The organism is Nocardioides oceani (assembly GCF_030412965.1).
Lineage (GTDB): Bacteria > Actinomycetota > Actinomycetes > Propionibacteriales > Nocardioidaceae > Nocardioides > Nocardioides oceani.
On the sequence record NZ_JAUHJQ010000006.1, the window covers coordinates 188,934 to 211,332 of the forward strand.

Annotated in this window: 19 protein-coding genes; 10 read left to right on the top strand and 9 right to left on the bottom strand. The window is 74.8% G+C overall.

Annotated elements, in window-relative coordinates:
- The first annotated feature begins 5 nt into the window (after positions 1 to 5).
- Positions 6 to 1,646, top strand: coding sequence for a dolichyl-phosphate-mannose--protein mannosyltransferase (locus tag QWY28_RS15500; RefSeq protein WP_300953463.1), 1,641 nt, complete (start codon positions 6 to 8; stop codon positions 1,644 to 1,646).
- Positions 1,647 to 1,696: 50 nt separating this feature from the next.
- Here QWY28_RS15500 and QWY28_RS15505 read toward each other — a convergent pair whose 3' ends face one another.
- Both QWY28_RS15505 and QWY28_RS15510 read right to left on the bottom strand, forming a co-directional pair.
- Positions 1,697 to 2,152 carry a hypothetical protein gene (locus QWY28_RS15505; protein ID WP_300953464.1) on the bottom strand — a complete coding sequence of 152 codons (456 nt, stop codon included), beginning with the start codon at positions 2,150 to 2,152 and terminating at the stop codon, positions 1,697 to 1,699.
- Between the two features lie 88 nt (positions 2,153 to 2,240).
- Positions 2,241 to 2,696, bottom strand: coding sequence for a winged helix DNA-binding protein (locus tag QWY28_RS15510; protein ID WP_300953465.1), 456 nt, complete (start codon positions 2,694 to 2,696; stop codon positions 2,241 to 2,243).
- A gap of 113 nt (positions 2,697 to 2,809) precedes the next feature.
- Between QWY28_RS15510 and QWY28_RS15515 the strand changes: the two genes are divergently transcribed.
- Positions 2,810 to 4,525: an acyl-CoA synthetase gene (locus tag QWY28_RS15515; protein WP_300953466.1), complete on the top strand. Its 1,716-nt coding sequence runs from the start codon at positions 2,810 to 2,812 to the stop codon at positions 4,523 to 4,525.
- Positions 4,526 to 4,588: 63 nt separating this feature from the next.
- Positions 4,589 to 5,116: a Dps family protein gene (locus QWY28_RS15520; RefSeq protein WP_300953467.1), complete on the top strand. Its 528-nt coding sequence runs from the start codon at positions 4,589 to 4,591 to the stop codon at positions 5,114 to 5,116.
- Here the strand turns inward: QWY28_RS15520 and QWY28_RS15525 are convergent.
- Positions 5,028 to 6,056: a DMT family transporter gene (locus QWY28_RS15525; protein WP_300953468.1), complete on the bottom strand. Its 1,029-nt coding sequence runs from the start codon at positions 6,054 to 6,056 to the stop codon at positions 5,028 to 5,030. The genes QWY28_RS15520 and QWY28_RS15525 overlap by 89 nt on opposite strands.
- On the opposite strand from QWY28_RS15525, the gene QWY28_RS15530 reads away from it, so the two are divergent.
- Positions 6,055 to 7,467: an aminotransferase-like domain-containing protein gene (locus tag QWY28_RS15530; protein WP_300953469.1), complete on the top strand. Its 1,413-nt coding sequence runs from the start codon at positions 6,055 to 6,057 to the stop codon at positions 7,465 to 7,467. The genes QWY28_RS15525 and QWY28_RS15530 overlap by 2 nt on opposite strands.
- A gap of 13 nt (positions 7,468 to 7,480) precedes the next feature.
- On the opposite strand, the gene QWY28_RS15535 is transcribed toward QWY28_RS15530, so the two are convergent.
- Positions 7,481 to 8,944 (bottom strand): flavin-containing monooxygenase, encoded by a 1,464-nt coding sequence (locus tag QWY28_RS15535; protein ID WP_300953470.1) that lies wholly within the window; start codon positions 8,942 to 8,944, stop codon positions 7,481 to 7,483.
- A 69-nt stretch (positions 8,945 to 9,013) separates the two neighbouring features.
- Here QWY28_RS15535 and QWY28_RS15540 point away from each other — a divergent pair, with 69 nt between their 5' ends.
- Positions 9,014 to 9,997 (top strand): AraC family transcriptional regulator, encoded by a 984-nt coding sequence (locus QWY28_RS15540; RefSeq protein ID WP_300953471.1) that lies wholly within the window; start codon positions 9,014 to 9,016, stop codon positions 9,995 to 9,997.
- Here the strand turns inward: QWY28_RS15540 and QWY28_RS15545 are convergent.
- Positions 9,990 to 10,751: an SDR family NAD(P)-dependent oxidoreductase gene (locus QWY28_RS15545; protein ID WP_300953472.1), complete on the bottom strand. Its 762-nt coding sequence runs from the start codon at positions 10,749 to 10,751 to the stop codon at positions 9,990 to 9,992. The two genes, QWY28_RS15540 and QWY28_RS15545, sit on opposite strands and share 8 nt — an antisense overlap.
- Before the next feature lie 10 nt (positions 10,752 to 10,761).
- Positions 10,762 to 11,778: an NAD-dependent epimerase/dehydratase family protein gene (locus QWY28_RS15550; RefSeq protein ID WP_300953473.1), complete on the bottom strand. Its 1,017-nt coding sequence runs from the start codon at positions 11,776 to 11,778 to the stop codon at positions 10,762 to 10,764.
- Positions 11,779 to 11,963: 185 nt separating this feature from the next.
- Here QWY28_RS15550 and leuS point away from each other — a divergent pair, with 185 nt between their 5' ends.
- The 5 genes from leuS to holA all read left to right on the top strand — a co-directional run bounded on the left by leuS (position 11,964) and on the right by holA (position 19,935).
- Positions 11,964 to 14,456, top strand: coding sequence for a leucine--tRNA ligase (gene leuS / locus QWY28_RS15555; RefSeq protein WP_300953474.1), 2,493 nt, complete (start codon positions 11,964 to 11,966; stop codon positions 14,454 to 14,456).
- 4 nt (positions 14,457 to 14,460) lie between these two features.
- The gene (locus QWY28_RS15560; RefSeq protein WP_300953475.1) at positions 14,461 to 15,345 is read left to right on the top strand and encodes a DegV family protein; all 885 of its coding nucleotides are present in this window, start codon (positions 14,461 to 14,463) and stop codon (positions 15,343 to 15,345) included.
- Positions 15,346 to 15,579: 234 nt separating this feature from the next.
- Positions 15,580 to 16,587, top strand: a complete 1,008-nt coding sequence (locus QWY28_RS15565) for a helix-hairpin-helix domain-containing protein (protein ID WP_300953476.1) — start codon at positions 15,580 to 15,582, stop codon at positions 16,585 to 16,587.
- Complete coding sequence (locus QWY28_RS15570; protein ID WP_300953477.1) at positions 16,580 to 18,874, top strand: ComEC/Rec2 family competence protein; 2,295 nt, start codon at positions 16,580 to 16,582, stop codon at positions 18,872 to 18,874. Before QWY28_RS15565 ends, QWY28_RS15570 begins: the two co-directional genes overlap by 8 nt.
- Positions 18,875 to 18,948: 74 nt before the next feature.
- Positions 18,949 to 19,935: a DNA polymerase III subunit delta gene (gene holA / locus QWY28_RS15575; RefSeq protein WP_300953478.1), complete on the top strand. Its 987-nt coding sequence runs from the start codon at positions 18,949 to 18,951 to the stop codon at positions 19,933 to 19,935.
- A gap of 84 nt (positions 19,936 to 20,019) precedes the next feature.
- On the opposite strand, the gene rpsT is transcribed toward holA, so the two are convergent.
- The 3 genes from rpsT to QWY28_RS15590 form a co-directional block, all read right to left on the bottom strand.
- Complete coding sequence (gene rpsT, locus QWY28_RS15580) at positions 20,020 to 20,280, bottom strand: 30S ribosomal protein S20 (RefSeq protein WP_300953479.1); 261 nt, start codon at positions 20,278 to 20,280, stop codon at positions 20,020 to 20,022.
- Positions 20,281 to 20,422: 142 nt separating this feature from the next.
- Positions 20,423 to 21,388, bottom strand: a complete 966-nt coding sequence (locus QWY28_RS15585; RefSeq protein ID WP_300953480.1) for a phosphotransferase — start codon at positions 21,386 to 21,388, stop codon at positions 20,423 to 20,425.
- A 28-nt stretch (positions 21,389 to 21,416) separates the two neighbouring features.
- A complete protein-coding gene (locus QWY28_RS15590; protein WP_300953481.1) occupies positions 21,417 to 22,373 on the bottom strand; it encodes a sterol desaturase family protein in 957 nt (318 codons plus the stop codon).
- Between the last annotated feature and the right edge of the window lie 26 nt (positions 22,374 to 22,399).

Consider the following 22,399-nt stretch of genomic DNA (forward strand, 5'->3'; position numbering starts at 1 on the left):
GGCGCGTGCGCATCCCACCGGCCGTCGCGGCCCGCCGCGAGGGCCCGGTCGTCTCGTGGGTGGCGGCGGTCGGGGTCGCCCTGCTGGCCCTCGCCCTGCGGCTGTGGAACCTCGGGGAGCCGCGGCAGTTCCAGTTCGACGAGACCTACTACGCCAAGGACGCCTGGTCGCTGGCCAACCACGGCTACGTCCGCGAGTACGTCGACGGCGCGGACGAGGACATCCTCGCCGGCACCACGCAGGGGCTGTGGGAGTCCGAGCCGTCGATGATCGTCCACCCCGAGGTCGGCAAGTGGCTGATCGCCCTGGGGGAGCGCGCGTTCGGCATGGACCCGTTCGGCTGGCGGATCGCGTCCGCGGTCGTCGGTGCGCTGATGGTCCTGGTGATGGTCCGGCTGGTGCGCCGGATGACCGGGTCGACGACCCTCGGCGTGGTCGCGGGCCTGCTGCTCTCCTTCGACGGGCTGCACTTCGTGCTGTCCCGCCTGGCGCTGCTCGACATCTTCCTCGCGTTCTTCACCCTCTGCGCCGTCGCGTGCGTGGTAGCCGACCGTGACTGGTACCGCGCGCGCCTCGCGGCGCTGGCCCCCGACCCGGTGGTCCGCGGCTGGGGCCCGGTGCGGGGGCTGCTGTGGCGCCCCTGGCTGCTCGGGGCGGGTGTGTTCTTCGGGCTCGCGCTCGGCACCAAGTGGACGGCGGCGTACCCCCTCGCCGCCTTCGGCCTGCTGGTCTGGGCCTGGAGCGCCGGCGCCCGCCGGGCCCGCGGCGTACGTCGCGCGACGCTCCGCTCGGCGGTGGTCGACGGCCTGCCGGCGTTCGCCTGGATGGTGCTCGTCGCGCTGGTCGTGTACGTCGCGTCGTGGACCGGCTGGCTGGTGCACGCCGCGGAGTACGAGAAGAGCCTCTCCTCGACGCAGTACACCCAGTTCGAGGCCGAGCGGCCCTGCGACGCCGACGGCAACGAGGCCAATGACGACGACTCCGGCGCGCGCTGGCCGACTGCGACCCAGCCCGACGCCTCGGGCGCCGGCGAGGTGGTCCAGTCGCTGCGGTCGCTGTGGAGCTACCACCAGGACCTGTTCACCTTCCACACCCACTACCTCAACTGCAGTGAGCACGACTACGCCTCCAAGCCGTCGGGCTGGCTGCTGATGAACCGGCCCGTCGGGGTCGCCGCCGACACCGACATCCAGCCCGGCACGCGCGGCTGCGACGCCCCCGAGGGCAGCGACTGCCTGCGCCAGGTGCTGCTCATCGGCACCCCGGTGCTGTGGTGGGGCGGCGTCCTGGCCCTGCTGCTCGCCGTCGGCACCTGGCTCGGCGCCCGGGACTGGCGCGCTGGCGTCGCGGTCGTCGGCACGGCGTCGACGTGGCTGCCGTGGCTGCAGTACGACGACCGGCCGATCTTCCTGTTCTACGTCTCCCTGTCCTTGCCGTTCGTGGTCCTCGCGATCGTGCTCGCGATGGGCCGGATGATTGGGCCGTCCCGGGTGCCGACACCACGCCGGACCGCCGGCGTCGTCGTCTCCGGGTCCTTCCTCGTCCTAGTCGTCCTGAACTTCGCCTGGTTCTGGCCGATCTTCACCAACGGGCTGCTGACGCACGGGGAGTGGCTGGACCGGATCTGGTTCCAGCGGTGGATCTAGCCGGGTCGGCTCCGGGTGGCGTCCCGCTCATCCGGTGGGCCCGCTGGCCCTCAACGTTCCTGGTCCCGGCCGCCGTCCGCCTCGTCGGCGTCGCCCGCACACGCGTCCTGCATCTCCACGACCCACGTCTGGTCCGACATCCGGCGCAGGCCCAGCCGGGTGTGGGCCGTGCCGTCGGGCCGGAGGAGCCATGCCGTCCCCTCGTCCCCGGCCGTCTCGACGAGGGGCCCCTCCGTGGGCGGCCCGCCATCGCGGATGTCCGCGGGCGAGCCGGCGAACCGCGCGACCGCGTCCTCCGCGGTGGCAGCGCCGCCACCGGTGTCGACGTGGTCGAAGATCCCCGTGACCCGCTGGTCCGACGTGCAGGTGATGGCCGTGACGGACGGCTGCCCGGACGGCGGCGCCGACGCGGCGCCGGGGCGCTCGTCGGCTTGGTCACCACAGGCTGTCGCCAGGAGCGTCGTCGCGAGGAGCGCCACGCGGGCGAGGTGGTTCCGCCGGGTCATCGGTCCTCCTCCGGGCCTGCTGCGGGCTGCGCGGTCCCCGGGGTGGACGTGCCCCGCGGTCCAGCGGTTCCGGTCGGGGAGGAGCGGTCTAGCCGCGTTGCGGCAGGTCGAGCGAGCGGACGACGAGGTCGTCGCGCTGGACGAACTTCGCCATCAGCCGCACGAACGTCTCCTTCTCCTCCAGCGTGAAGTCCTCGAGGCCGTCGAGGATGCGTCCGCGGCGCTCGTCGGCGGCGTCCTCCAGGAACTCCCGCGCCCGCTCGGTGAGCCGCACCAGCGCGAGCGACCCGCCCCCGGTGCGAGCGGCCAGCCCGCGCACGACGAGGTCGTCGACGTGGCGGCGGGTCTCGGCGGCGGGCAGCCGCAGCTGGGCGGTCAGGTCGGCCTCGCGCAGCCCGCCGAAGCGGTCGACCCGCATCAGGATGACCAGCGGCATCCGCCCCATGCCCGGCGAGAGCCGGCCCGCGGCCCGCGCGAGGTAGGCGTCGCCCTGCACGGCGTACTCCGACATGGCCTCGTGCAGCAGGTCCTCGACCCGGTCCATCCCGACCTCCTCCCGACGCCCGGCGCGGCTCGGCCGCCCGGCGTCCCGTCAACGACCCTTCGTCGTCTCCGTCCCTGGGACATGACCGTAACGCTCGTCACATCGGCGCGCTGGTGCTCTACGGTTTCTGCAACCTGTTCCACCTCCAGGAGGCGCGGATGAGCCAGCAGTTCAACCTCTCGACGGTGTTCCGGACGGTCGCCACGACAGTGCCCGAGCAGGAGGTGCTGGTCTGGCGGGACCGGCGCCTGACCTACCGCGAGCTCGACGCCCGCGCCGACGGCCTCGCCCACTTCCTGGTCGAGCAGGGCCTCGGCTGCCACGCCGAGCGGGACACGCTGGCCGGGCACGAGTCCGGGCAGGACCACGTCGGCCTGTACCTGCGCAACGGCAACGAGTACCTCGAGGGCATGCTCGGCAGCTACCGCGCCCGGGCCACCGCGATCAACGTCAACTACCGGTACGTCGAGGAGGAGCTGGCCTACCTGCTCACCGACGCCGCGGCGACCGCGCTGGTCTACCACGCCGAGTTCGCGCCCCGCGTCGCCGCGATCCGCGAGCGCCTGCCCCGGCTGCGGGTGCTGGTGCAGGTGGCCGACGAGTCCGGCAACGACCTGCTGCCCGGCGCCGTCGACTACGAGTCCGTGCTCGGCACGCCGGCCCCGGCGGCCGGAATGCCCGAGCCGTCGCCCGACGACCTGTTCGTGCTCTACACCGGCGGCACGACGGGGATGCCCAAGGGCGTGCTGTGGCGCCAGGACGACATCTACGTCACGTCGATGGGCGGCACGCCGTTCGGCACGACCGAGCCCCACGCGTCGTACGACGCCATCGCGGAGGCCGCCCGGGCCGCCGGCGGCGGGATGACCCTGCTGATGGCGCTGCCCTTCATGCACGGGGCGGCGCAGTGGTCGACGTTCCACACCATCACCAACGGCGGGAAGATCGTGCTGCCGCACCACGTCGACCATCTCGACGCCGCCGACGTGCTCAGCACCGCGATCCGTGAGAAGGCGGTCAGCATCCCCGTCGTCGGCGACGCCGTCGTGCGTCCGCTCATCGACGAGATCGAGCGTGGTGACTACGACCTGTCCGGCCTTGCCGCGATCAACAACGGCAGCGCGCCGCTCACCCCCGCGGTGCGCGACCGGTTCCTCGAGCTGGCCCCGCACATGATCGTCATGGACGCCGCGGGCTCCTCGGAGACCGGGCTGCAGATGAGCTCCATGTCGCTCAAGGGCATGGGGGCCGACGCCGCGACGTTCGCGCCGGTGCCGACGACGACGGTGGTCGACGACCTGTTCACCCGGGTGCTGGCGCCGGGGGAGGGCGGCGGCTGGCTGGCCCAGCGCGGTCGCGTGCCGCTCGGCTACCTCGGGGACGCGGCGAAGACGGCGCGGACCTTCCCGGTGATCGGCGGCGAGCGGTTCTCGATCCCCGGCGACCGGGCCGACCTGCTCGAGGACGGGCGGATCCGGCTGCTCGGCCGGGACGGGGTCACCATCAACTCCGGTGGGGAGAAGATCTTCGTCGAGGAGGTCGAGCGAGCGCTCGCCCACCACCCGGCGGTCCGCGACGTGGTGGTCGTGGGCCGGCCCTCGGAGCGGTGGGGGAGCGAGCCGGTCGCGGTCGTCCAGCTCGCGGAGGGCGCGAGCGTCACCGACGAGGAGCTGCTCGCCACGTGCGCCGAGCACGTCGCGCGCTACAAGGTCCCGCGCGCCGTGGTCCGCGTCGGCCTGGTCGAGCGCTCGCCGTCGGGGAAGGCCGACTACCGCTGGGCCAAGACCCAGGCGACGGCCCCTGGCCAGGCCCAGCCGGCACCCGCGTAAGCGCTGCTTAGGGGAGCCTCTCCTTTCTGGAACTGGTCCAGAAAAGCCGGTACGGTCGGTCCCATGACCGATCTCCTGCACCCCGACCAGACCCACGTCGCGAAGCCGGCCTTCACCGCCTCCGAGCAGCTCGCCGCGCACCTGCAGCAGCTCAGCGTCGACCTGATCGAGCTGCACCTGCAGGGCAAGCAGGCGCACTGGAACGTCGTGGGGCTCAACTTCCGCGACCTTCACCTGCAGCTCGACGAGGTCGTCGACGCGGCTCGTGAGTTCTCCGACCAGGTCGCCGAGCGGATGCGCGCGCTGTACGTCGTGCCCGACGGCCGGTCCGCCGCCGTCGCCGAGCAGACCTCCCTCCCGCCGTTCCCGGCCGGCGAGGTCAACACCGCCGAGTGCGTCGACCTGATCACCACCGCGATCTACGGCGTCTCCGCGACGGCGCGGCGCATCCACGACGACGTGGACGCCGAGGACCCGACGACCGCGGACATCCTCCACGTCGTCATCGAGCGCCTCGAGCAGCTCGCCTGGATGATCGACGCCGAGAACCGCGTCGCCAACCGGAGCCTGCCGCGGTCGATCCACCGCTGACCCCGGCGGCTGTCGACGGTCCCCCCGTCGCGGCGCGGGCGCGGACGGCCGTGCCCGCGCAGGCGACGACCGCCAGCGCGCCGACCGCGGTCGCGGTGCCGACGTGCTCGCCCAGCAGCAGGGCGGACCAGGCCAGCGTGAGGACGGGCTGGACGAGCTGCACCTGGCTGACCTGGGCCATCGGCCCGAGCGCCAGGCCGCGGTACCACGCGACGAACCCCAGGAACATGCTCACCACGCCCAGGTAGGCGAACGCCGCCCACTGCGTCGGCGTCCCCGACGCGGGCTGCCGGTCCAGCGCCACCAGCGTCAGGACGGACATCACCGGGACGCTCAGGACCAACGCCCACGAGACGGTCTGCCACGCGCCGAGCTCCCGGGCCAGCAGGCCGCCCTCCGCGTAGCCGAGGGCCGCCGCGACCACGGCTCCGAGCAGGAGCAGGTCGGCCCAGGTCGCCCGGCCGACGTGGCCGCTCGCGCCCGTCGCGAGGGTGGTGGTGACCAGGGCGCCGAGCGCCGCGACCGCCCAGAACCGCGCGGGCGGGCGCTCGCGCCCGCGCACCACCGCGGCGACGGCGGTCGCCGCGGGCAGCGCGGCGATCACCACGGCGCCGTGGCTGGCCGGCGTGGTCGTGAGGGCGTACGACGTCAGCAGCGGGAACCCGACCACGACCCCCAGCCCGACGACGAGCAGGCGCGGCCACTGCGTGCCTCGGGGCAGTCGCTGCCGGGTCAGCGCCAGTGCCGACCCGGCCAGCGCGGCCGCGACCAGGGCCCGGCCGGACCCCACGAGCAGCGGGGACATGCCGGCGACCGCGACCCGCGTCGACGGGACGGTGAAGGAGAAGGCCAGGACGCCGAGGAGGCCCCACGCCCACCCGGACCCGACGGTGGGTAGCGGTGTGAGCCATCGGTTAGTAGCGCTACTGTTGCTCGTCATGGCCGACGATAGCAGTGGGCGCATCGCTGCGGACCTGCGCTCCTGGGTCCGGTCCGCCGCGCCGGGCGCCCGCCTGCCCTCGACGCGAGAGCTGGTCGCGCGGCACCACGCGAGCCCGGTCACCGTGCAGGGGGCGCTCCGCGCACTCGTGGCCGAGGGCCTGGTCGAGAGCCGCCCCGGGGTGGGGACCTTCGTGCGCCCCCGCGTCGTCACCCGGCCCGTCGACTACGGCTGGCAGACCGCCGCGCTGCGCGGTGGGCGGGAGCCGGCGCCGGGGCCCGGCCCGCTGCGGGTCGCCGGTGCCGACGTCGTCGCGCTGCACTCCGGCTACCCGGACCCCGACCTCCTGCCGCAGCGGCTCGTGCGCGCGGCGCTGGCCCGGGCGTCCCGCGGTGAAGCGTCCGTCGCCCGACCGCCCGCCGCCGGCCTGTCCGGGCTGCGGACGTGGTTCGCCCAGGAGCTCGCGGCGGCCACGCCGGTGGGCGTCGCACCGGTGACCGCGCGGGACGTCGTGGTGGTCCCGGGGACGCAGAGCGGGCTCGGGTCGGTCCTCCGCGCCCTGGTCGGGCAGGGGCGCCCGCTGGTGGTGGAGTCGCCGACGTACTGGGGGGCGATCCTCGCCGCGCGTCAGACCGGCGTGCGGCTCGTCCCCGTGCCGAGCGGCCCGGACGGGCCCGACCCCGAGCAGGTCGCCCGCGCCCTCGCGGAGACCGGGGCACGCGCCTTCTACGCGCAGCCCACCTACGCCAACCCGACCGGCGCACAGTGGTCCCCGGCCACGGCCCGCGCCGTGCTCGACGTGGTCCGCGAGGCGGGGGCGTTCCTCGTCGAGGACGACTGGGCGCACGACCTGGGCATCACGACCACGCCGACGCCGGTCGCGGCGCACGACGACGCCGGCCACGTCGTGCACCTGCGCTCGCTGACCAAGAGCGTCTCGACCGCCCTGCGCGTCGGCGCCGTCGTCGCGCGCGGGCCGGCACGCGACCGGGTCGCGGCGGACCAGGCGGCGGAGTCGATGTACGTCAGCGCCGTGCTGCAGTCGGCGGCCCTGGAGGTCGTCTCCCACCCCGGCCGGGCGAGGCACCTGCGCCAGCTGAGGGAGCAGCTCCGCTCCCGCCGCGACCTCCTCGTCTCGGCCCTGGCCGAGCACGCACCGCACGTGCACGTCCCGCACGTCCCGGCCGGGGGACTGGCGCTGTGGGCGCGGCTGCCCGACGGCACCGAGCTGCGGCGCCTGGTCGAGCGGTGCGAGCGGGACGGGCTCCTCCTCGCCGGCGGTGACGAGTGGTTCCCCGCCGAGCCGGCCGGCCCGTTCCTGCGCCTGGGCTTCGCGGGACCGGACCCGGCGTCGTTCCCGGCCGCGGCGCGGACCCTCGAGGCGGCGGTCGTGGAGGTCGGGCAGGGCTGACCGGACCGGCCGCTCAGGCCAGCTGCAGCTCGTCCCAGTCGACCTCGGCGGTCCGGGCCTGGTACTCCGCGACGAGGCCCGGCCAGTTCGTGGTGATCCGCGGCCCGTCGACGTACCAGCTGTTGCAGCCGGCCCAGGCGCTGGTGGCCAGCCGGGTCTGCATCTCGCGGTCGTAGGCGTCGGCGGCCGCGGGGGTCGGCTCGACGGTGCGCAGGCCGCGGTCGGCGAGCCGGCGGACGACCTGGGCGATCCAGCCGGCCTGGCCCTCCATCATGTTGATGATCGAGCTGCCGCCGAGGTTGGTGTTCGGCCCATAGATGCAGAAGAAGTTCGGGAAGCCCGGGACGGCGATCCCGAGGTGGGCGCGGGCGCCGTCGGCCCAGTGCTGGTGGAGGTCGACGCCGCCTCGGCCGGTCACCTTCATCGGCGCGAGGAACTCGGTGGCGGCGAAGCCGGTGCCCCAGATCAGCACGTCGGCCTCGTGCAGCCGCCCGTCGGCGGTGCGGACGCCGTGCGCCTCGAGGCCTACCACCTCCTCGGGGACGACCTCGACGTGGTCGCGGGCGAGCGCGGGGTACCACTGGTTGCTGAACAGCACCCGCTTGCAGCCGAGCGGGTAGTCCGGCACGAGCTTCCGGCGCAGGGCCGGGTCCTGGACGCGCGCCCGCAGGTGCGCCTTCCACGTCGCCCCGATGGCGGCCATCAGCGGCTTGGTGACCGGCGAGTCGCCGGCCAGTGCGCCGTTGAAGCGCTCGGTGAGCCAGAAGACCGCCCGGCGCTCGGCGCGCAGGGCCGCCGGGAACCGCTCGAAGAGCCGGTGGTGGTGCGGTTGGTACTCCTGGTCGGGCTTGGGCAGCACGTAGGGGGCCGAGCGCTGGAAGACCGTCATCGACCCGACCCGGTCGACGATGCCGGGCACGAACTGCACGGCGCTGGCGCCGGTGCCGACGACGGCCACCCGCTTGCCGTCCAGCTCGACACCGTGGTCCCACTGCGCGGAGTGGAAGGCCGGCCCCGCGAAGTGGCCGGGGACCCGCGGCAGGGCGGGGTTGGACAGCTGCCCGACCGCGGAGACCAGCACCTCGGCCTCGTAGGTGTCACCTGCGGCGGTCTCGACGCGCCACGTCGCGCTCGCCTCGTCGTACGTCGCCGCGGTGACCTCCTGGTGCAGCCGCACCAGGTCGAGCAGGCCCTCCCCGCGGGCCGCGGACCGGAGGTACTCCAGGATCTCGGGCTGCGTGCCGTAGCGGCGGCTCCACCGCGGGTTCTGCGCCCACGACCACGAGTAGAGCGGCGAGGGGACGTCGCACGCGGCGCCCGGGTAGGTGTTGTCGCGCCACACCCCGCCCACGTCGCCGGCGCGCTCGAGCACCGTGATGTCGGTGATGCCCTGCTGGCGCAGCGCCCGCGCCGTCCCGAGCCCGCCGAAGCCGGCGCCGATGATCACCACGCGAGGTCCTTGCCGCTGCTGTGCCATGTCCTCATCCTCGGCGGCCGCACGGTCGGCGGGGATGCTCCGCGAGCACCATGCTTGATAATTCCGGCCATGAGCCGTCCGGTCGAGGTCGTCGAGCCGGCCGCCCGCGACTGGGAGTTCCCGCGCGCGGCGGCCGGCACCGCCCACCTCGTGGCGTACGCCGTGGCGCGCGGCGTCGCGCCGCGGGTCGTCCTGGCCGGCACCGGCCTGCGCGAGGACGACCTGCGCGCGCCCGGCCGCGAGGTCACCGCCGCCCAGGAGCTGCTCGTCGTGCGGACCCTCCAGCGGCTGCTCCCCGGGGCGGGCGAGGACGTGGGCGCGACGTACCGCGCCTCCTCCTTCGGCGTCCTCGGCTACGCCCTCCTCGCGAGCCGGACGGTGCGCGAGGCGATGGAGGTGACGCTGCGCTTCATCGACCTCTCCTACGCCTTCGCCCTGCCCCGCGCCGAGCTCTCCGGCGACCGGGCCCGGCTCGTGGTCGACGGCACCGCGCTGCCGGCCGACGTGCGGGCCTTCCTCGTCGCCCGGGACACCACCGCGATCCACGTCGTCGCGGACTCGCTCGTGCCCGGCGGCCTCGGCGCGACGCGGACCCTCGGGCCCGGGGTGGGGGTGCTCGACCTGGCGGCGGCCGAGCTGGAGCGGCCGCTGCCGCGGGAGGCGTCGGTCGCGGGGGAGCGGCTCGCCGAGGACATGTGCCGCGACGTGGTGGCGCGCCGGCGCGAGCGCACCGGCATCGCCCGCGACGTGCAGGTGCTGGTCACCCAGCGGCTGCCCGAGGGCGCCCCGATGCCGGCCGTCGCCGCCGGCCTCGGCCTCAGCGAGCGCAGCCTCCGGCGCCGGCTGGCCGACGCGGGGGTCGGCTACCGCGCGCTGGTCGAGGAGGTGCGCGAGTCGCTGGCCCGGTCGCTCCTGGAGTCGCGCGCCACGCTGCCGGTCGCCGACGTCGCCCGCCGGCTCGGGTACGCCGACGCCGCGGCCTTCACCCACGCGTTCACGCGGTGGACGGGCGTCCCGCCGGCGGCGTACGCCCGGGGGGAGCGGGTCAGGTGATGGTCATGCCGCCGTCGACGACGAGCGTCTGCCCGGTGATGTAGCCGCCGGCGGGTGAGGCGAGGAACACCGCGGCCGCGGCCAGCTCGGCGGGGTCCCCCTTGCGGCTCATGGGGATCCGGTCCTCGCGGGACTCCAGGTAGCCGGGCGGGTACTGCTCGGTCATCTCGGTGTCGAAGAACCCCGGCGCGATCGCGTTGACCCGGATGCCCTTGCGGCCGGTCCACTGCTGCGCCAGGTCGCGGGTCAGGCCCAGCAGGCCGGCCTTGCTGGCGGCGTACGCGGCCTGCGGGAGCCCGGCGGTGGTGATGCCGAGGACCGAGGAGATGTTGATGATGCTCGAGCCCGGCTCCATGACGCGACCGCACGCCTGCGCCATCCAGTAGCAGCCGTGCAGGTTGACGTCGACGACCCCGCGGAACTGCTCGGGCGTCTCGCGGGTGGAGGGGACCGCGGTGCCGATGCCGGCATTGTTGACCAGCACGTCGACGTGGCCGAGCTCCTCGACGGCCAGCGCGACGATGTTCGTGCACGAGTCGGGGTCGGAGACGTCGGTCTGCACGACCAGGGCCTTGCGGCCGGCGGCCTCGACCAGGCGCGCGGTCTCGGCGAGCCGGTCGGCGCGGCGGGCGCCGAGCACGACGTCGGCGCCGGCCTGGGCGAACGCCTCGGCGAACGCGACGCCCAGCCCGCTGGACGCGCCGGTGACCACGACGACCTTGCCGTCGAGTCGGAACATGTCGGTGACGGTCATGCGCGGAACTCTAGGCGGGCAGGCCGAGCGTCTCGCGCAGGGCGTCGGCCGCGCTCACCTGCGGCGACCAGTGGAGCTCGGCCTTGGCCCGCGTCGTGTCCATGAGCGCCGGGTGCGCGAGGGCCTCGACCCACTGCGCCGGCTGCGGCAGGCCCGGCAGTGCCGCGGCCAGCCGCGCCGCCGCGTGCGCGGGAGCCGCCGGGAGCGGCACCGGGACGCCACCGAGGATCCGCACGACGTCGGCCGCGGTGAGCACGTCGTCCGCCGCGATGTTGTAGGCGCCCGGAGGCCCCGCGGCCACCACGCACTGCAGCAGCGCCCGGCCGACGTCGCCCTCGTGCACCAGCTGCAGCGGCAGGTCGGGCACCGGCACCGGCACCGGGGGCAGCCGCTTGGGCACGTGCTGGAGGACCGACCCCAGCCCGCGTGCCCACTCCGCCCACCCGGGCAGGCGCAGCTTGCCGCCGACGGCGTTCGGACCGACCACGATCGGTGGGCGCAGCAGGTAGAGGTCGATCCCCTCGCGCTCGCCGGCCGCCTCGCGCAGGAGGCCCTCGAGCTCGGCCTTCTCCTGGGCGTAGAACAGCCGGTCGGCCGGCCGGGTCGGCCAGTCCTCGCCGATGCCGACCGGGTTGTCGGCGTGGAAGCCGTACGCCGCCACCGAGCTGGCGTACACGAACCGCCGCGCCCCCGCGTCGGCCGCGGCGTGGAAGGCGTTGAGCGTGCCGTCGACGTTGATCGCACGGGTCTCCGCGGCCGCGCCGCCGACGATCGCGAACGCCAGGTGCACCACCACGTCGGCCCCCGCGAACGCCTCCGCCAGGGCGTCGGGGTCGCGGACGTCGCCCTGCCGGTAGGTCGTCTTCACCCAGCCGCGCGCGGCCGGGTCGACGGGGCTGCGCGCGACGCCGACCACGCGGCGTACCCGGTCGTCGGCCTCGAGCAGCGGGACCAGCCCTGCGCCGAAGGTGCCGGTGGGGCCGGTGACGGCGACGGTGAGGTCCGCCTCGGACGGGTGCTGGGTCATGGCGACCCGTTACCCGCCCGGCCGTGGCGCTACCATGAGCGCATGCGCAGGACCCTGCTCCTTACCTAGCCGCGTCGACGAGCACGACCCGACGCGGCTGCCCCTCGTGACCGAGGGGTTTTTTCATGCCCGGGCGTGACCGGGAGCAGACGACCACCCAAGCGTGAGAACGGGAAGAGACGCAGATGAGCGAGCAGGGCCGGACCGACGAGGCCGCGACGTACGACATGTCCGCGGCGCAGGAGAAGTGGCGCCGGGTGTGGGACGACCTCGACCCCTTCCGCGCCGGCAGCGCGGCGCCCGGTGCGGAGAAGCGCTACGCGCTCACGATGTTCCCCTACCCCTCCGGCGACCTGCACATGGGCCACGCCGAGGTGATGGCGCTGCACGACGTGATCGCGCGCTACTGGTGGCAGCGGGGGTACGACGTCCTCAACCCGATCGGCTGGGACTCCTTCGGCCTGCCCGCCGAGAACGCCGCGATCCGCAACGACGAGCACCCGGCGACCTACACCTACGCCAACATCGAGACCCAGGCGGAGTCCTTCCGCCGCTACGGCATCTCCTTCGACTGGTCGCGCCGGCTGCACACCTCCGACCCGGAGTACTACCGCTGGACCCAGTGGCTGTTCCTGAAGTTCCGCGAACGGGGGCTGGCCTACCGGAAGAACAGCCCGGTCAACTGGTGCCCCAACGACCAGACGGTGCTGGCGAACGAGCAGGTCGTGCAGGGCATGTGCGAGCGCTGCGGCGCCGAGGTGACCAAGCGCGAGCTGAACCAGTGGTACTTCAAGGTGACCGAGTACGCCCAGCGGCTGCTCGACGACATGGACGCGCTGGTCGGCACCTGGCCCGACCGCGTGCTGGCCATGCAGCGCAACTGGATCGGCCGCTCCGAGGGCGCGCACGTCGACTTCGACATCGAGCTGGCGTCGGGGGAGACCCGGACGGTCACGGTCTTCACGACCCGCCCCGACACGTTGTACGGCGCGACGTTCATGGTCGTGGCCGCCGACGCGAAGCTGGCCGCCGAGGTCGTCGCGCCCGCGCAGGCCGACGCGCTGGCGGCGTACGTCGAGGAGGTGCGCAAGGCCTCCGACATCGACCGGCTCGCCACCGACCGCCCCAAGTCCGGGGTCGACCTGGGCGTCACCGCGACCAACCCGGTCACCGGCGAGCAGATGCCGGTGTGGGCCTCGGACTACGTGCTGGCCGACTACGGCACCGGCGCGATCATGGCCGTGCCCGCGCACGACCAGCGCGACCTGGACTTCGCGAAGGTCTTCGGGCTGCCGGTGCGCCGCGTCGTCGACACGGGCGAGGACAACCCTGAGGAGACCTACGTCGCCACGACCGGTGACGGCACCTACGTCAACAGCGGCCCGCTGGACGGGCTGGCCGACAAGGCCGCCGGGATCAGCCGGATCATCGAGCAGCTGGAGGCCGACGGGCGGGGGACCGGCACGGTCAACTTCCGCCTGCGCGACTGGCTGCTGAGCCGCCAGCGCTTCTGGGGCGCCCCGATCCCGGTCGTGCACTGCCCCGACTGCGGCGAGGTCCCCGTGCCCGAGGACCAGCTGCCGGTGCGGCTGCCCGACGACCTCAAGGGCGCCGACCTCAAGCCCAAGGGCGTCTCGCCGTTGGCCGCGGCCGAGGCGTGGGTCAACACCGAGTGCCCGTCCTGCGGCGGCCAGGCCTTGCGCGACAGCGACACGATGGACACCTTCGTCGACTCGTCCTGGTACTACCTGCGCTACCTGGACCCCTCCTACGACCAGGGCCCGTTCGACCCCGAGCAGGCCCGGGAGTGGATGCCGGTCGCGCAGTACGTCGGCGGCGTCGAGCACGCGATCCTGCACCTGCTGTACTCCCGGTTCTTCACCAAGGTGCTGCACGACATGGGGATGGTCGACTTCGTCGAGCCGTTCTCCGCGCTGCTCAACCAGGGCCAGGTCATCAACCAGGGCAAGGCGATGTCGAAGTCGCTGGGCAACGGCGTGAACCTGGGCGAGATGATCGACACCTACGGCGTCGACGCGGTCCGGCTGACGATGGTCTTCGCCGGCCCGCCCGAGGACGACATCGACTGGGCCGACCTCTCTCCGGGCGGCTCGGTGAAGTTCCTGCAGCGCGCGTGGCGGCTCGCCGGCGACGTCACCTCGCCCGCGGGCACCGCGCCCGAGGGCGGGGACGTGGCGCTGCGCAAGGCCACGCACAAGACGGTCCACGAGGTCGAGCAGCTGATCGAGGCGCACCGCTTCAACGTGGTCGTCGCGCGGACGATGGAGCTGGTCAACGTGACCCGCAAGGCCATCGACTCCGGGTGCGGGCCGGCCGACCCCGCGGTGCGGGAGGCCGTGGAGACGGTCGCGGTCCTGCTGTCGCTCGTGGCGCCGTACACCGCCGAGGAGATGTGGGAGCGCCTGGGCCACCAGCCCACCGTCGCCCGCGTCGGCTGGCCGAGCGTCGACCCGGCCCTGCTGGTCGAGGACACGGTGACCGCGGTGGTCCAGATCCAGGGCAAGGTCAAGGCGCGCCTCGAGGTCGCCCCGGACATCTCCGAGGCCGACCTGGAGCACCTGGCCATGGCCGACCCGGCCGTGGTGCGCGCGATCGACGGCCGCCCGGTCCGGAAGGTGGTCGTGCGCGCGCCGAAGCTGGTCAACGTGGTGGTCTGACCCCATGTCCTCGGAGTCGCCGGTGTCCTCGGGACGCACCGTCGTCGTCACCGACTCGACCGCCAGCCTCCCGTCGGAGGTGGCGGCCGAGCGCGGGATCGTCGTGGTGCCGCTGCAGGTCGTCATCGGCGCGGAGGTGCACGACGAGGGCGAGGGCGGCGCGACCCCGGAGATGGTCGCGGCGGCGCTGAAGTCGTTCACCCCGGTGAGCACCTCGCGGCCCTCGCCCGCGGCGATGACCGAGGTGTACGAGCGCGCGGTCGCCGAGGGGGCGACCGAGATCGTCTCGGTGCACATCTCCGGCGACATGAGCGGCACCTTCGAGTCCGCCCAGCTCGCCGCGCGGTCCGCGTCCGTGCCGGTCGTCGCCGTGGACTCGCGGCAGGTCGGGGTGGCGACGGGGTACGCCGCGCTCGCGGCCGCCGACGTCGCCGCCGCGGGCGGGACGGCCGCGGAGGCCGCCGCCGCCGCTGCGGCCCGGGCCGAGGTGTCCTCGTCGCTGTTCTACGTCGACACCCTGGAGTACCTCCGTCGCGGCGGACGGATCGGGGCCGCGGCCGCGCTCCTCGGCGGGGCGCTCGCGGTCAAGCCGCTGCTCACCATCGCCGAGGGGCGCGTCGAGTCGCTCGAGCGCGTGCGGACCTCCGCGCGCGCCATCTCCCGGCTCGAGGAGCTCGCCGTCGAGGCAGCCGGCGACCGGCCGGTCGACGTCTGCGTCGCCCACCTCGCCAGCGCCGACCGCGCCGGCGCCCTGGCCGGCCGCCTCGGCGAGCGGCTCGCCGAGCAGCTCGACGGCCGCGACGTCTGGTGCGGCGAGCTCGGCGCCGTCCTCGGCGCCCACGTCGGCCCCGGCATGCTGGCCGTCTGCGTGGCTCCGCGGTTGTGCTGACCGGCGCGCTGCAGGAGTCCCCGGTCAACCGGTGACTCCTGCACACACCACGGCAGATCTGCCGTGTATGTGCGGGACTGCCCTGATATGTGTGACCGCTGGGGCTGGTGGGACTCCGCGGTGAGCAGCTCGCAGAGCCCGGATCCGCGCACAGGGCGTGTGTCCGCCGCGGTCGTCCACAGGTCGGTGCCGGGGCCCGGCGGCGGAGCGGTCGACGTACCTAGCGTCCGTGGCATGCGTACCCGCCGTGCCGCCGCCGAGCACCAGGAGGCCGTCTCCCGACGGCTGGCCCTGCTGAGCGCCGAGCTCGCCGCGGAGCGACCCGGACCGGGTGCGGTGCTCGACGGACCTCCCGCGTCACCCGAGCCCGACTGGACGAGCGGCCACACCCGGGTGCGACCACCCGCGGGGCCGCCGCCGGCGACCTCGCCACCTCCGCCGCTGCCGCCGCCACCGCGCCAGCCGGAGCCGCCGCCGGGCCCGCCCGCGGTGCCCGAGCCGGGGAGGCACGCGGCCCGCCGTCGCATGCGGCTGGTGCCGCCGGCGGCCGACCTGGTGCCGGAGACGCTCCGCGGACGGGCGGCGCTCGGCTCGGCCCAGCTGACGGTCGTCGCGGTGGTGGTGGCGCTCGGCCTGGCGATCACCTGCTGGTGGGTCGTGCGCGGCGACGCCGGCACCCCCGTCGCGCCCGCGCCGGTGGACGCCTCCCCGGTCGCCGAGCTCGTGCCGGTTCCACCCGTGGCCGCGCCCACCGTGCCGACGTCGGCCGCCTCGTCGGGCGGGGCTCCGGTGGCGGAGGTGGTGGTCGACGTCGCGGGCAAGGTACGTCGGCCGGGCATCGTCGTCCTCGACACCGGAGCGCGGGTGGTCGACGCGCTGGAGGCCGCGGGCGGCGCCCGGCCGGGCGTCGACCTGTCCTCGCTCAACCTCGCGCGGGTGCTGGTCGACGGCGAGCAGGTCCTGGTGGGTGGGGCCGCAGCACAACCACTGCCGGGGCCGACCGGGGCGACCGGCGTGACGGGCACCCCCGGCACGCCGACGGCGCTCGTCGACCTGAACGCCGCCACGCCGGTGGAGCTCGAGGCGCTGCCGGAGGTGGGGCCGGTGACAGCGGCGGCGATCGTCGGCTGGCGCGACGAGCACGGCGGGTTCACCACGGTCGACGAGCTGCTCGAGGTCGACGGCATCGGCGAGGCCACGCTCGCGCAGATGCGCTCGTTCGTGACGGTGGGAGGTGGCTGACCGGGTCGACGTCCGGATGCCGCTGCTGGCGGCGGCCGCCTGGTCGGCGGGGCTGGCCGCCCAGCTGCTTGCGCTGTCGGCGGTCGTCGCGGCCGGGCTCGGCGCGCTGCTCGTGGCGCTCGCGGTGGCCCTGCGGCGCCCGGACCGGGCGACCACCGTCGCGGCGGTCGTGCTGGTGGCCGCGGCCGTGGGCTGCTCGGCAGCCGTCCGGGCCGAGCAGACCGGGGCCAACCCGGTCGCGGAGCTGGCGCGGGAGCGGGCCGCCGTGACGGTGATCGGCACCGTCGTGGCCGACCCGCGGCCGGTCGAGGGCCGCTTCGCCGACCGGGTGCTGACCCGGCTCGACGTGCACGAGGTGACCGGCCGCGGCGCGACGACCAGGCTGAGCACCCCGGTGCTCGTGCTGGGCGACGGGCCGTGGGCGGAGGTGCGGCTCGGGTCCACCGTGCGCGCGGGCGGGCGGCTGGACACCGCCGAGGGCCACGACCTGGCCGGGGTGCTGGTGGCCGGCGATCCCGAGCTGCTGGCCGGCCCGGGACCGTGGTGGCGCGGCGCCGACGCGGTGCGGACCTCCATCCGCGAGGCGGTCGAGCACCGGCCGCCGGCGCAGGCGGCCCTGGTGCCGGCCCTGGTCACCGGTGACGACCACCTGCTCGACGAGGAGCTCGAGGAGGACTTCCGCACCACCGGCCTGACCCACCTGCTGGCCGTCTCCGGCACGAACCTCACGCTGGTGGTCGGGTTCCTGCTCCTGCTGGCGCGCTGGTGCGGCGTCCGCGGCCGGGGGATGTACGTCGTCGGCGCGCTCGGCATCGCCGGGTTCGTGCTCCTCGCCCGCACCGAGCCGAGCGTGCTCCGGGCCGCGGTGATGGGGTCGGTCGCGCTGCTGGCCTCGGGCGTGCACGCGCTGCAACGCGGCTTCCGTGCCCTGGGCGTGGCCGTCGTGGCGCTCCTGCTCGTCCAGCCGGGCCTCGCTGTGTCACCCGGGTTCGCCCTCTCGGTGCTCGCGACCGCGGGCATCCTCGTGCTGGCGCCGGTGTGGCGTGACGCGATGGCCCGCTGGCTGCCGCGCTGGGCGGCCGAGGCGGTGAGCGTCCCGCTCGCGGCCCAGCTGGCCTGCACGCCGGTCGTCGCGGCGCTCTCCGGCGAGGTCAGCCTGGTCGCCGTGGCAGCCAACCTCGTCGTCGCCCCCGCGGTGGGCCCGGCGACGGTGCTCGGGCTGGCCGGCGGGCTGGTCGGCCTGGTGGTCCCCGCGGCGGGTGCCCTGCTCGGCACCGGGGCCGGCTGGTGCGTCGGGTGGATCGTCGCCGTGGCCGACCGCGGTGCGGACGCGCCCACCGCTGCGATCGGGTGGGGCACCGGCCCGACGGCGCTCGCCCTGCTGACGGTGCTGTGCCTGGTCCTCGCCCTGGCGCTGCGCGGGGTGCTCGCCCGGCCGGCGGCTGCGGTCGCGGTCGCCGTGGTCCTGGGACTGGTCGTGCTCGTCCGGCCGCCGACGCCCGGTTGGCCGGCGGGCGACTGGGTGGTCGCGATGTGCGACGTCGGGCAGGGCGACGCGCTCGCCCTGCGGTCCGGGCCGGGGGAGGCCGTCGTGGTGGACGCGGGGCCTGACCCGGGCGCGGTCGACCGGTGCCTCGACGACCTCGAGGTGGACCGCGTGCCGCTGACGGTGCTGACGCACTTCCACGCCGACCACGTCGACGGACTGGCCGGGGTGCTGGACGGCCGGGCGGTCGGCGCGGTCGAGGGGACCTCGGTCCTCGACCCGGTCGGCGGGGTCGAGGACGCCCGGGCGGCGGCCGCGGTCGCCGGGCTGCCGGTGCGGACGGCGACGTACGGCACGACCCGGAGGGTGGGGGAGGTGACCCTGCAGACGCTGTGGCCGCGGCCCGGCTCCGCGGCGGGCGCGGTGGGGGAGGAGGGCGACGCCGCGAACGACGCGAGCGTCGTGCTGCTCGCCGAGGTCCGGGGTGTGCGCGTCCTGCTCACCGGCGACCTCGAGCCGCCCGGTCAGGCCGCGCTCGCCCGGGCCGTGCCGGGTCTGCGGGTCGACGTGCTGAAGCTGCCGCACCACGGCAGCCGCTACCAGGACCTGCCCTTCCTGGCCTCGCTCGGCGCCGGCGTCGTGCTGGTCTCGGTCGGCGCGGACAACGACTACGGCCACCCGGCCGAGGAGGTGCTGGACCCGCTCGCGGGCGCCGGCGCCGAGGTCCGACGCACCGACGAGGACGGCGACGTGCTGGTCAGCGTCACCGAGGAGGGGATCGAGACCCACACCCGGCGGTGACGACCCGGTGACGACCCGGTGACGACCCGGCCGCGGCCCGCACCGTCCGTGCGCTGTGGGAGGCTGGGCCCACCATGGCAGCGGGTCCGAAGGCAGCAGACGTCCTGGGTCGGGTCACCCTGGTGACCGGCAAGGAGGAGTTCCTCAACGAGCGCACGGTCGCGGCCGTGCGGGATGCCGTCCGGGCCCACGACCCCGAGGCCGAGCTCTCCGAGACCGCCGCCTCCGAGCTCACGCTCGCGACCCTCGGCGAGCTCTCCGCGCCGTCGTTGTTCTCGAGCACGCGCTGCGTGGTCGTCCGGGCGCTGGAGAACCTCCCGGAGGAGTCCGTGGCCGGGCTGCTCTCCTACGCGGGCTCGCCGGTCGAGGACGTCGCGCTGGTGCTCGTCCACGGCGGCGGGCCCAAGGGCAGCGGCGTGCTCACCAAGCTGCGCAAGGCCGCGGGCGTCACCGAGTCGAAGTCCGGTGAGCTCAAGGCCTCGGAGTACCCGGGGTTCGTCGCCGCGGAGGTGCGCCGACACGGGTCGACCATCGACCAGGAGGCCACGTCGTTCCTGGTCTCCGCGGTCGGGCAGGACCTCCGGTCGCTGTCGGCGGCCGCCCACCAGCTGACCCACGACTTCCCGGGCCAGCCCCTCGACGTGGAGAAGGTCAAGCGGTACTTCGGCGGGCGGGCGGAGGCCAAGTCGTTCGCCGTGGCCGACGCTGCCTTCTCCGGTCGGCGCCACGTCGCCCTGGAGGAGCTGCGCTGGGCGTTGGACGGGGGGACCGCCCCGGTGCTGGTCACGTCCGCGTTCGCGGGCGGGGCACGCGGGCTGGCCCGCTACCAGGGCGCGCCGCGCGGGATTCGCGAGGCCGACCTGGCCCGCGAGGTCGGCGTCCCGCCGTGGAAGATCCGGTCGATCCGCGACCAGTCCCGCGGCTGGTCCGAGCACGGCCTGGCGCAGGCGATCCGGGCGGTCGCCCAGGCCGACGCCGACATCAAGGGAGCGGCCAGCGACGCGTCGTACACCCTCGAGCGGCTGGTGCTGACGATCACCGCGCTGCGCGAGAGCCGCTGACCCCTTCCACCAGGACGGCGTCCGGCGCCGGGACAACGCGAAAAAGGCGCCGACCCGAGGGGTCGACGCCGTTCGCGAGGGGCCTCAGAGAGAGGCGGCCTTCTTGGCGATCGCGGACTTGCGGTTCGCGGCCTGGTTCTTGTGGATGACGCCCTTGGAGGCGGCCTTGTCCAGCATGCGGGAGGCGTCGCGGGCCGCGGTGGTCGCGGTGTCCTTGTCGCCCGCCTCGGCGGCCTTGCGGAACTTGTTCACGGCGGTCCGCAGCCCGGTCTTGACGGACTTGTTCCGCTCGTGACGCTTCTCGTTCTGCTTGTTCCGCTTGATCTGGGACTTGATGTTCGCCACTACTGCGCCTTCGTCGTAGGTGTGGGGTGCTCTGCTGGGTGCTGCAGGTGTTCGTGAGCCGTCGGCGCCTCCGCCCATCAGGGTGGGCGCCGGACATGCGACGTACGAGATTAGCAGCGGGCGTTCCGGCCGCCCAAATCGCTCAGGACCAGCCGCGACGACGCGCCAGCAGGTCCCAGGTGGCCTCGGCGTTCCACCGCTGCGCGGTCCGGAGGAACGGCGAGGTGGGCGGCACCGGCTGGTCCTGCATCAGCAGGAAGTATCCCGCGTGCAGCGCGAGCACCGCGTCGACGTGGTCGGCCGGGACGTCGCGCGTCAGCGGGGACCGGGCGAGGACGGCGTCGACGTCGAGGCCGTCGCCGTGGGGACCGATCACGAGCGCGACGGTGTCGAACCAGGCGGCGCCGCGCACCGGCCAGTTCCAGTCGCACAGCAGCACCCGGCCGTCGGCGGCGAGCAGCACGTTGTCGTCGCGCACGTCGGTGTGCACGACGGTGTCGCCGCCGGCGACCTCCAGGGCCGAGGCCGCCAGCGCGGCCGCCTCGTCGAGGTGCTCCTCCAACCCGGGCACGTCGAGCCCGCGAGCGAGACCACCCGCCCGCACGCGGCCCCAGTACGCCGGCCAGTCGGCCATCTCCGCGGCGAGCGGGTCGAGCTCGAGGCCGGCCGGCGGCGGCGTGAGCGCGTCGGCGGCGAACGCGAGGGCCTCGACGACCCGGTCGAGATCCTCGGGCCGCCACGGACGCGCGGGCGGCACGTGGTCGACGTGCTCGATGCCGAGCACGACCCAGTCGTCGCCGTCGTGGCTCCACCGCAGCTGGGGCGCGGGCACCGTCTGCGGCAGGGCAGCCAGCTTCCGGGCCTCCTCGCGGTAGGACTGCGCGATCGCGCGCTGCGCGACGACCGAGGCGGCCTTGACGAAGTGGCGCGACCCGTCGGCGCAGGTGAGCACCGAGGCGAAGCCGGGGGTGAAGCCGCTGGTGCGCGACTCGGCCCCGACCACGGGCGCGCCGCAGCGGTCGGCCACCAGGTCACGGACGTGGGGCGGCAGGAACGGCCACTCCAGCCGGCGGGCGGTGCGGCCGTGCGGCACCGAGGTCAGGGTCACCGGGACATCCTCGCCGCAGCCGCGCCCCTCACCCCTCGGCGGGCACCGGGGCGGGCACCGGGGCGGTCACCTCGGCGGGCAGCACGCCGGCCGTCGCACGCGCGGTCGCCGGCCGCCACCCGGGCGGGCCGAAGACGTAGCCGAGCTTGTCCCGCAGGGTCGGCGCGCCGCGGACGTCGCGGGCGATGGCGGCGTACTCGTGGGTCTGCAGCGTCAGCAGGTTGTAGGTGCCCACCGGCTTCGTGAGGCCGTACGTCGGGCGGTGCAGCTCGGGCTGGAAGGTGCCGAAGAGCCGGTCCCAGACGATGAGGATCCCGCCGTAGTTGCGGTCGAGGTACTCCGGGTCGCTCCCGTGGTGGACGCGGTGGTGGGAGGGGGTGTTGAAGACCAGCTCGATCGGCCGCGGCAGCGTGCGGATCCGCTCGGTGTGCACGAAGAACTGGTAGACGAGGCTGATCGAGAAGCCGAGGAAGACCAGCGCCGGTGGGACGCCCAGCAGCGGCAGCGGCGCCCAGATGACCAGCTCGTGGGAGTTGTTCCACTTCTGCCGCAGCGCGGTGGAGAAGTTGAAGTGCTCGCTGGAGTGGTGGGCCTGGTGGGTGGCCCACACCAGCCGGACCCGGTGCGCGACGCGGTGGGCCCAGTAGAAGAAGAAGTCGACGCCCAGCACCGCCAGCGCGACGGTCCACCACGCGTCGGCGGGCAGCTGCCAGGGGGCGACGTGGACGAACAGCACCGTGTAGACCGCGAGCCCGAGCAGCTTCCACAGCGCCATCGTCACCACCGACACCGAGCCGAGCGAGACGCTGGTCCAGGCGTCGCGGCCGTCGTACCGGGCACTGCCGTCGGGCCGCTCGTCCTCGAGGAAGTACGCCGCGAGCGCCTCGACCACGACGAAGAGGAGGAAGAACGGCATCGCGAGCACGACCGGCTCGCGCAGGGCTTCGGGGATCGCGTGCCAGGTCGACTGGAGGGCGTCGGTCACGCGCAGATCCTGCCGCACTCGCCGAG

Coding starts and splice junctions, on each gene's coding strand:
- leuS (WP_300953474.1), top strand. CDS start 11,964: ATGAGCGAGCAGGGCCGGACCGACGAGGCCGCGACGTACGACATGTCC.
- QWY28_RS15510 (WP_300953465.1), bottom strand. CDS start 2,696: ATGGACCGGGTCGAGGACCTGCTGCACGAGGCCATGTCGGAGTACGCC.
- QWY28_RS15530 (WP_300953469.1), top strand. CDS start 6,055: ATGGCCGACGATAGCAGTGGGCGCATCGCTGCGGACCTGCGCTCCTGG.
- QWY28_RS15505 (WP_300953464.1), bottom strand. CDS start 2,152: ATGACCCGGCGGAACCACCTCGCCCGCGTGGCGCTCCTCGCGACGACG.
- QWY28_RS15525 (WP_300953468.1), bottom strand. CDS start 6,056: ATGACGAGCAACAGTAGCGCTACTAACCGATGGCTCACACCGCTACCC.
- QWY28_RS15545 (WP_300953472.1), bottom strand. CDS start 10,751: ATGACCGTCACCGACATGTTCCGACTCGACGGCAAGGTCGTCGTGGTC.
- QWY28_RS15560 (WP_300953475.1), top strand. CDS start 14,461: ATGTCCTCGGAGTCGCCGGTGTCCTCGGGACGCACCGTCGTCGTCACC.
- QWY28_RS15550 (WP_300953473.1), bottom strand. CDS start 11,778: ATGACCCAGCACCCGTCCGAGGCGGACCTCACCGTCGCCGTCACCGGC.
- QWY28_RS15520 (WP_300953467.1), top strand. CDS start 4,589: ATGACCGATCTCCTGCACCCCGACCAGACCCACGTCGCGAAGCCGGCC.
- QWY28_RS15535 (WP_300953470.1), bottom strand. CDS start 8,944: ATGGCACAGCAGCGGCAAGGACCTCGCGTGGTGATCATCGGCGCCGGC.
- QWY28_RS15540 (WP_300953471.1), top strand. CDS start 9,014: ATGAGCCGTCCGGTCGAGGTCGTCGAGCCGGCCGCCCGCGACTGGGAG.
- QWY28_RS15565 (WP_300953476.1), top strand. CDS start 15,580: ATGCGTACCCGCCGTGCCGCCGCCGAGCACCAGGAGGCCGTCTCCCGA.
- holA (WP_300953478.1), top strand. CDS start 18,949: ATGGCAGCGGGTCCGAAGGCAGCAGACGTCCTGGGTCGGGTCACCCTG.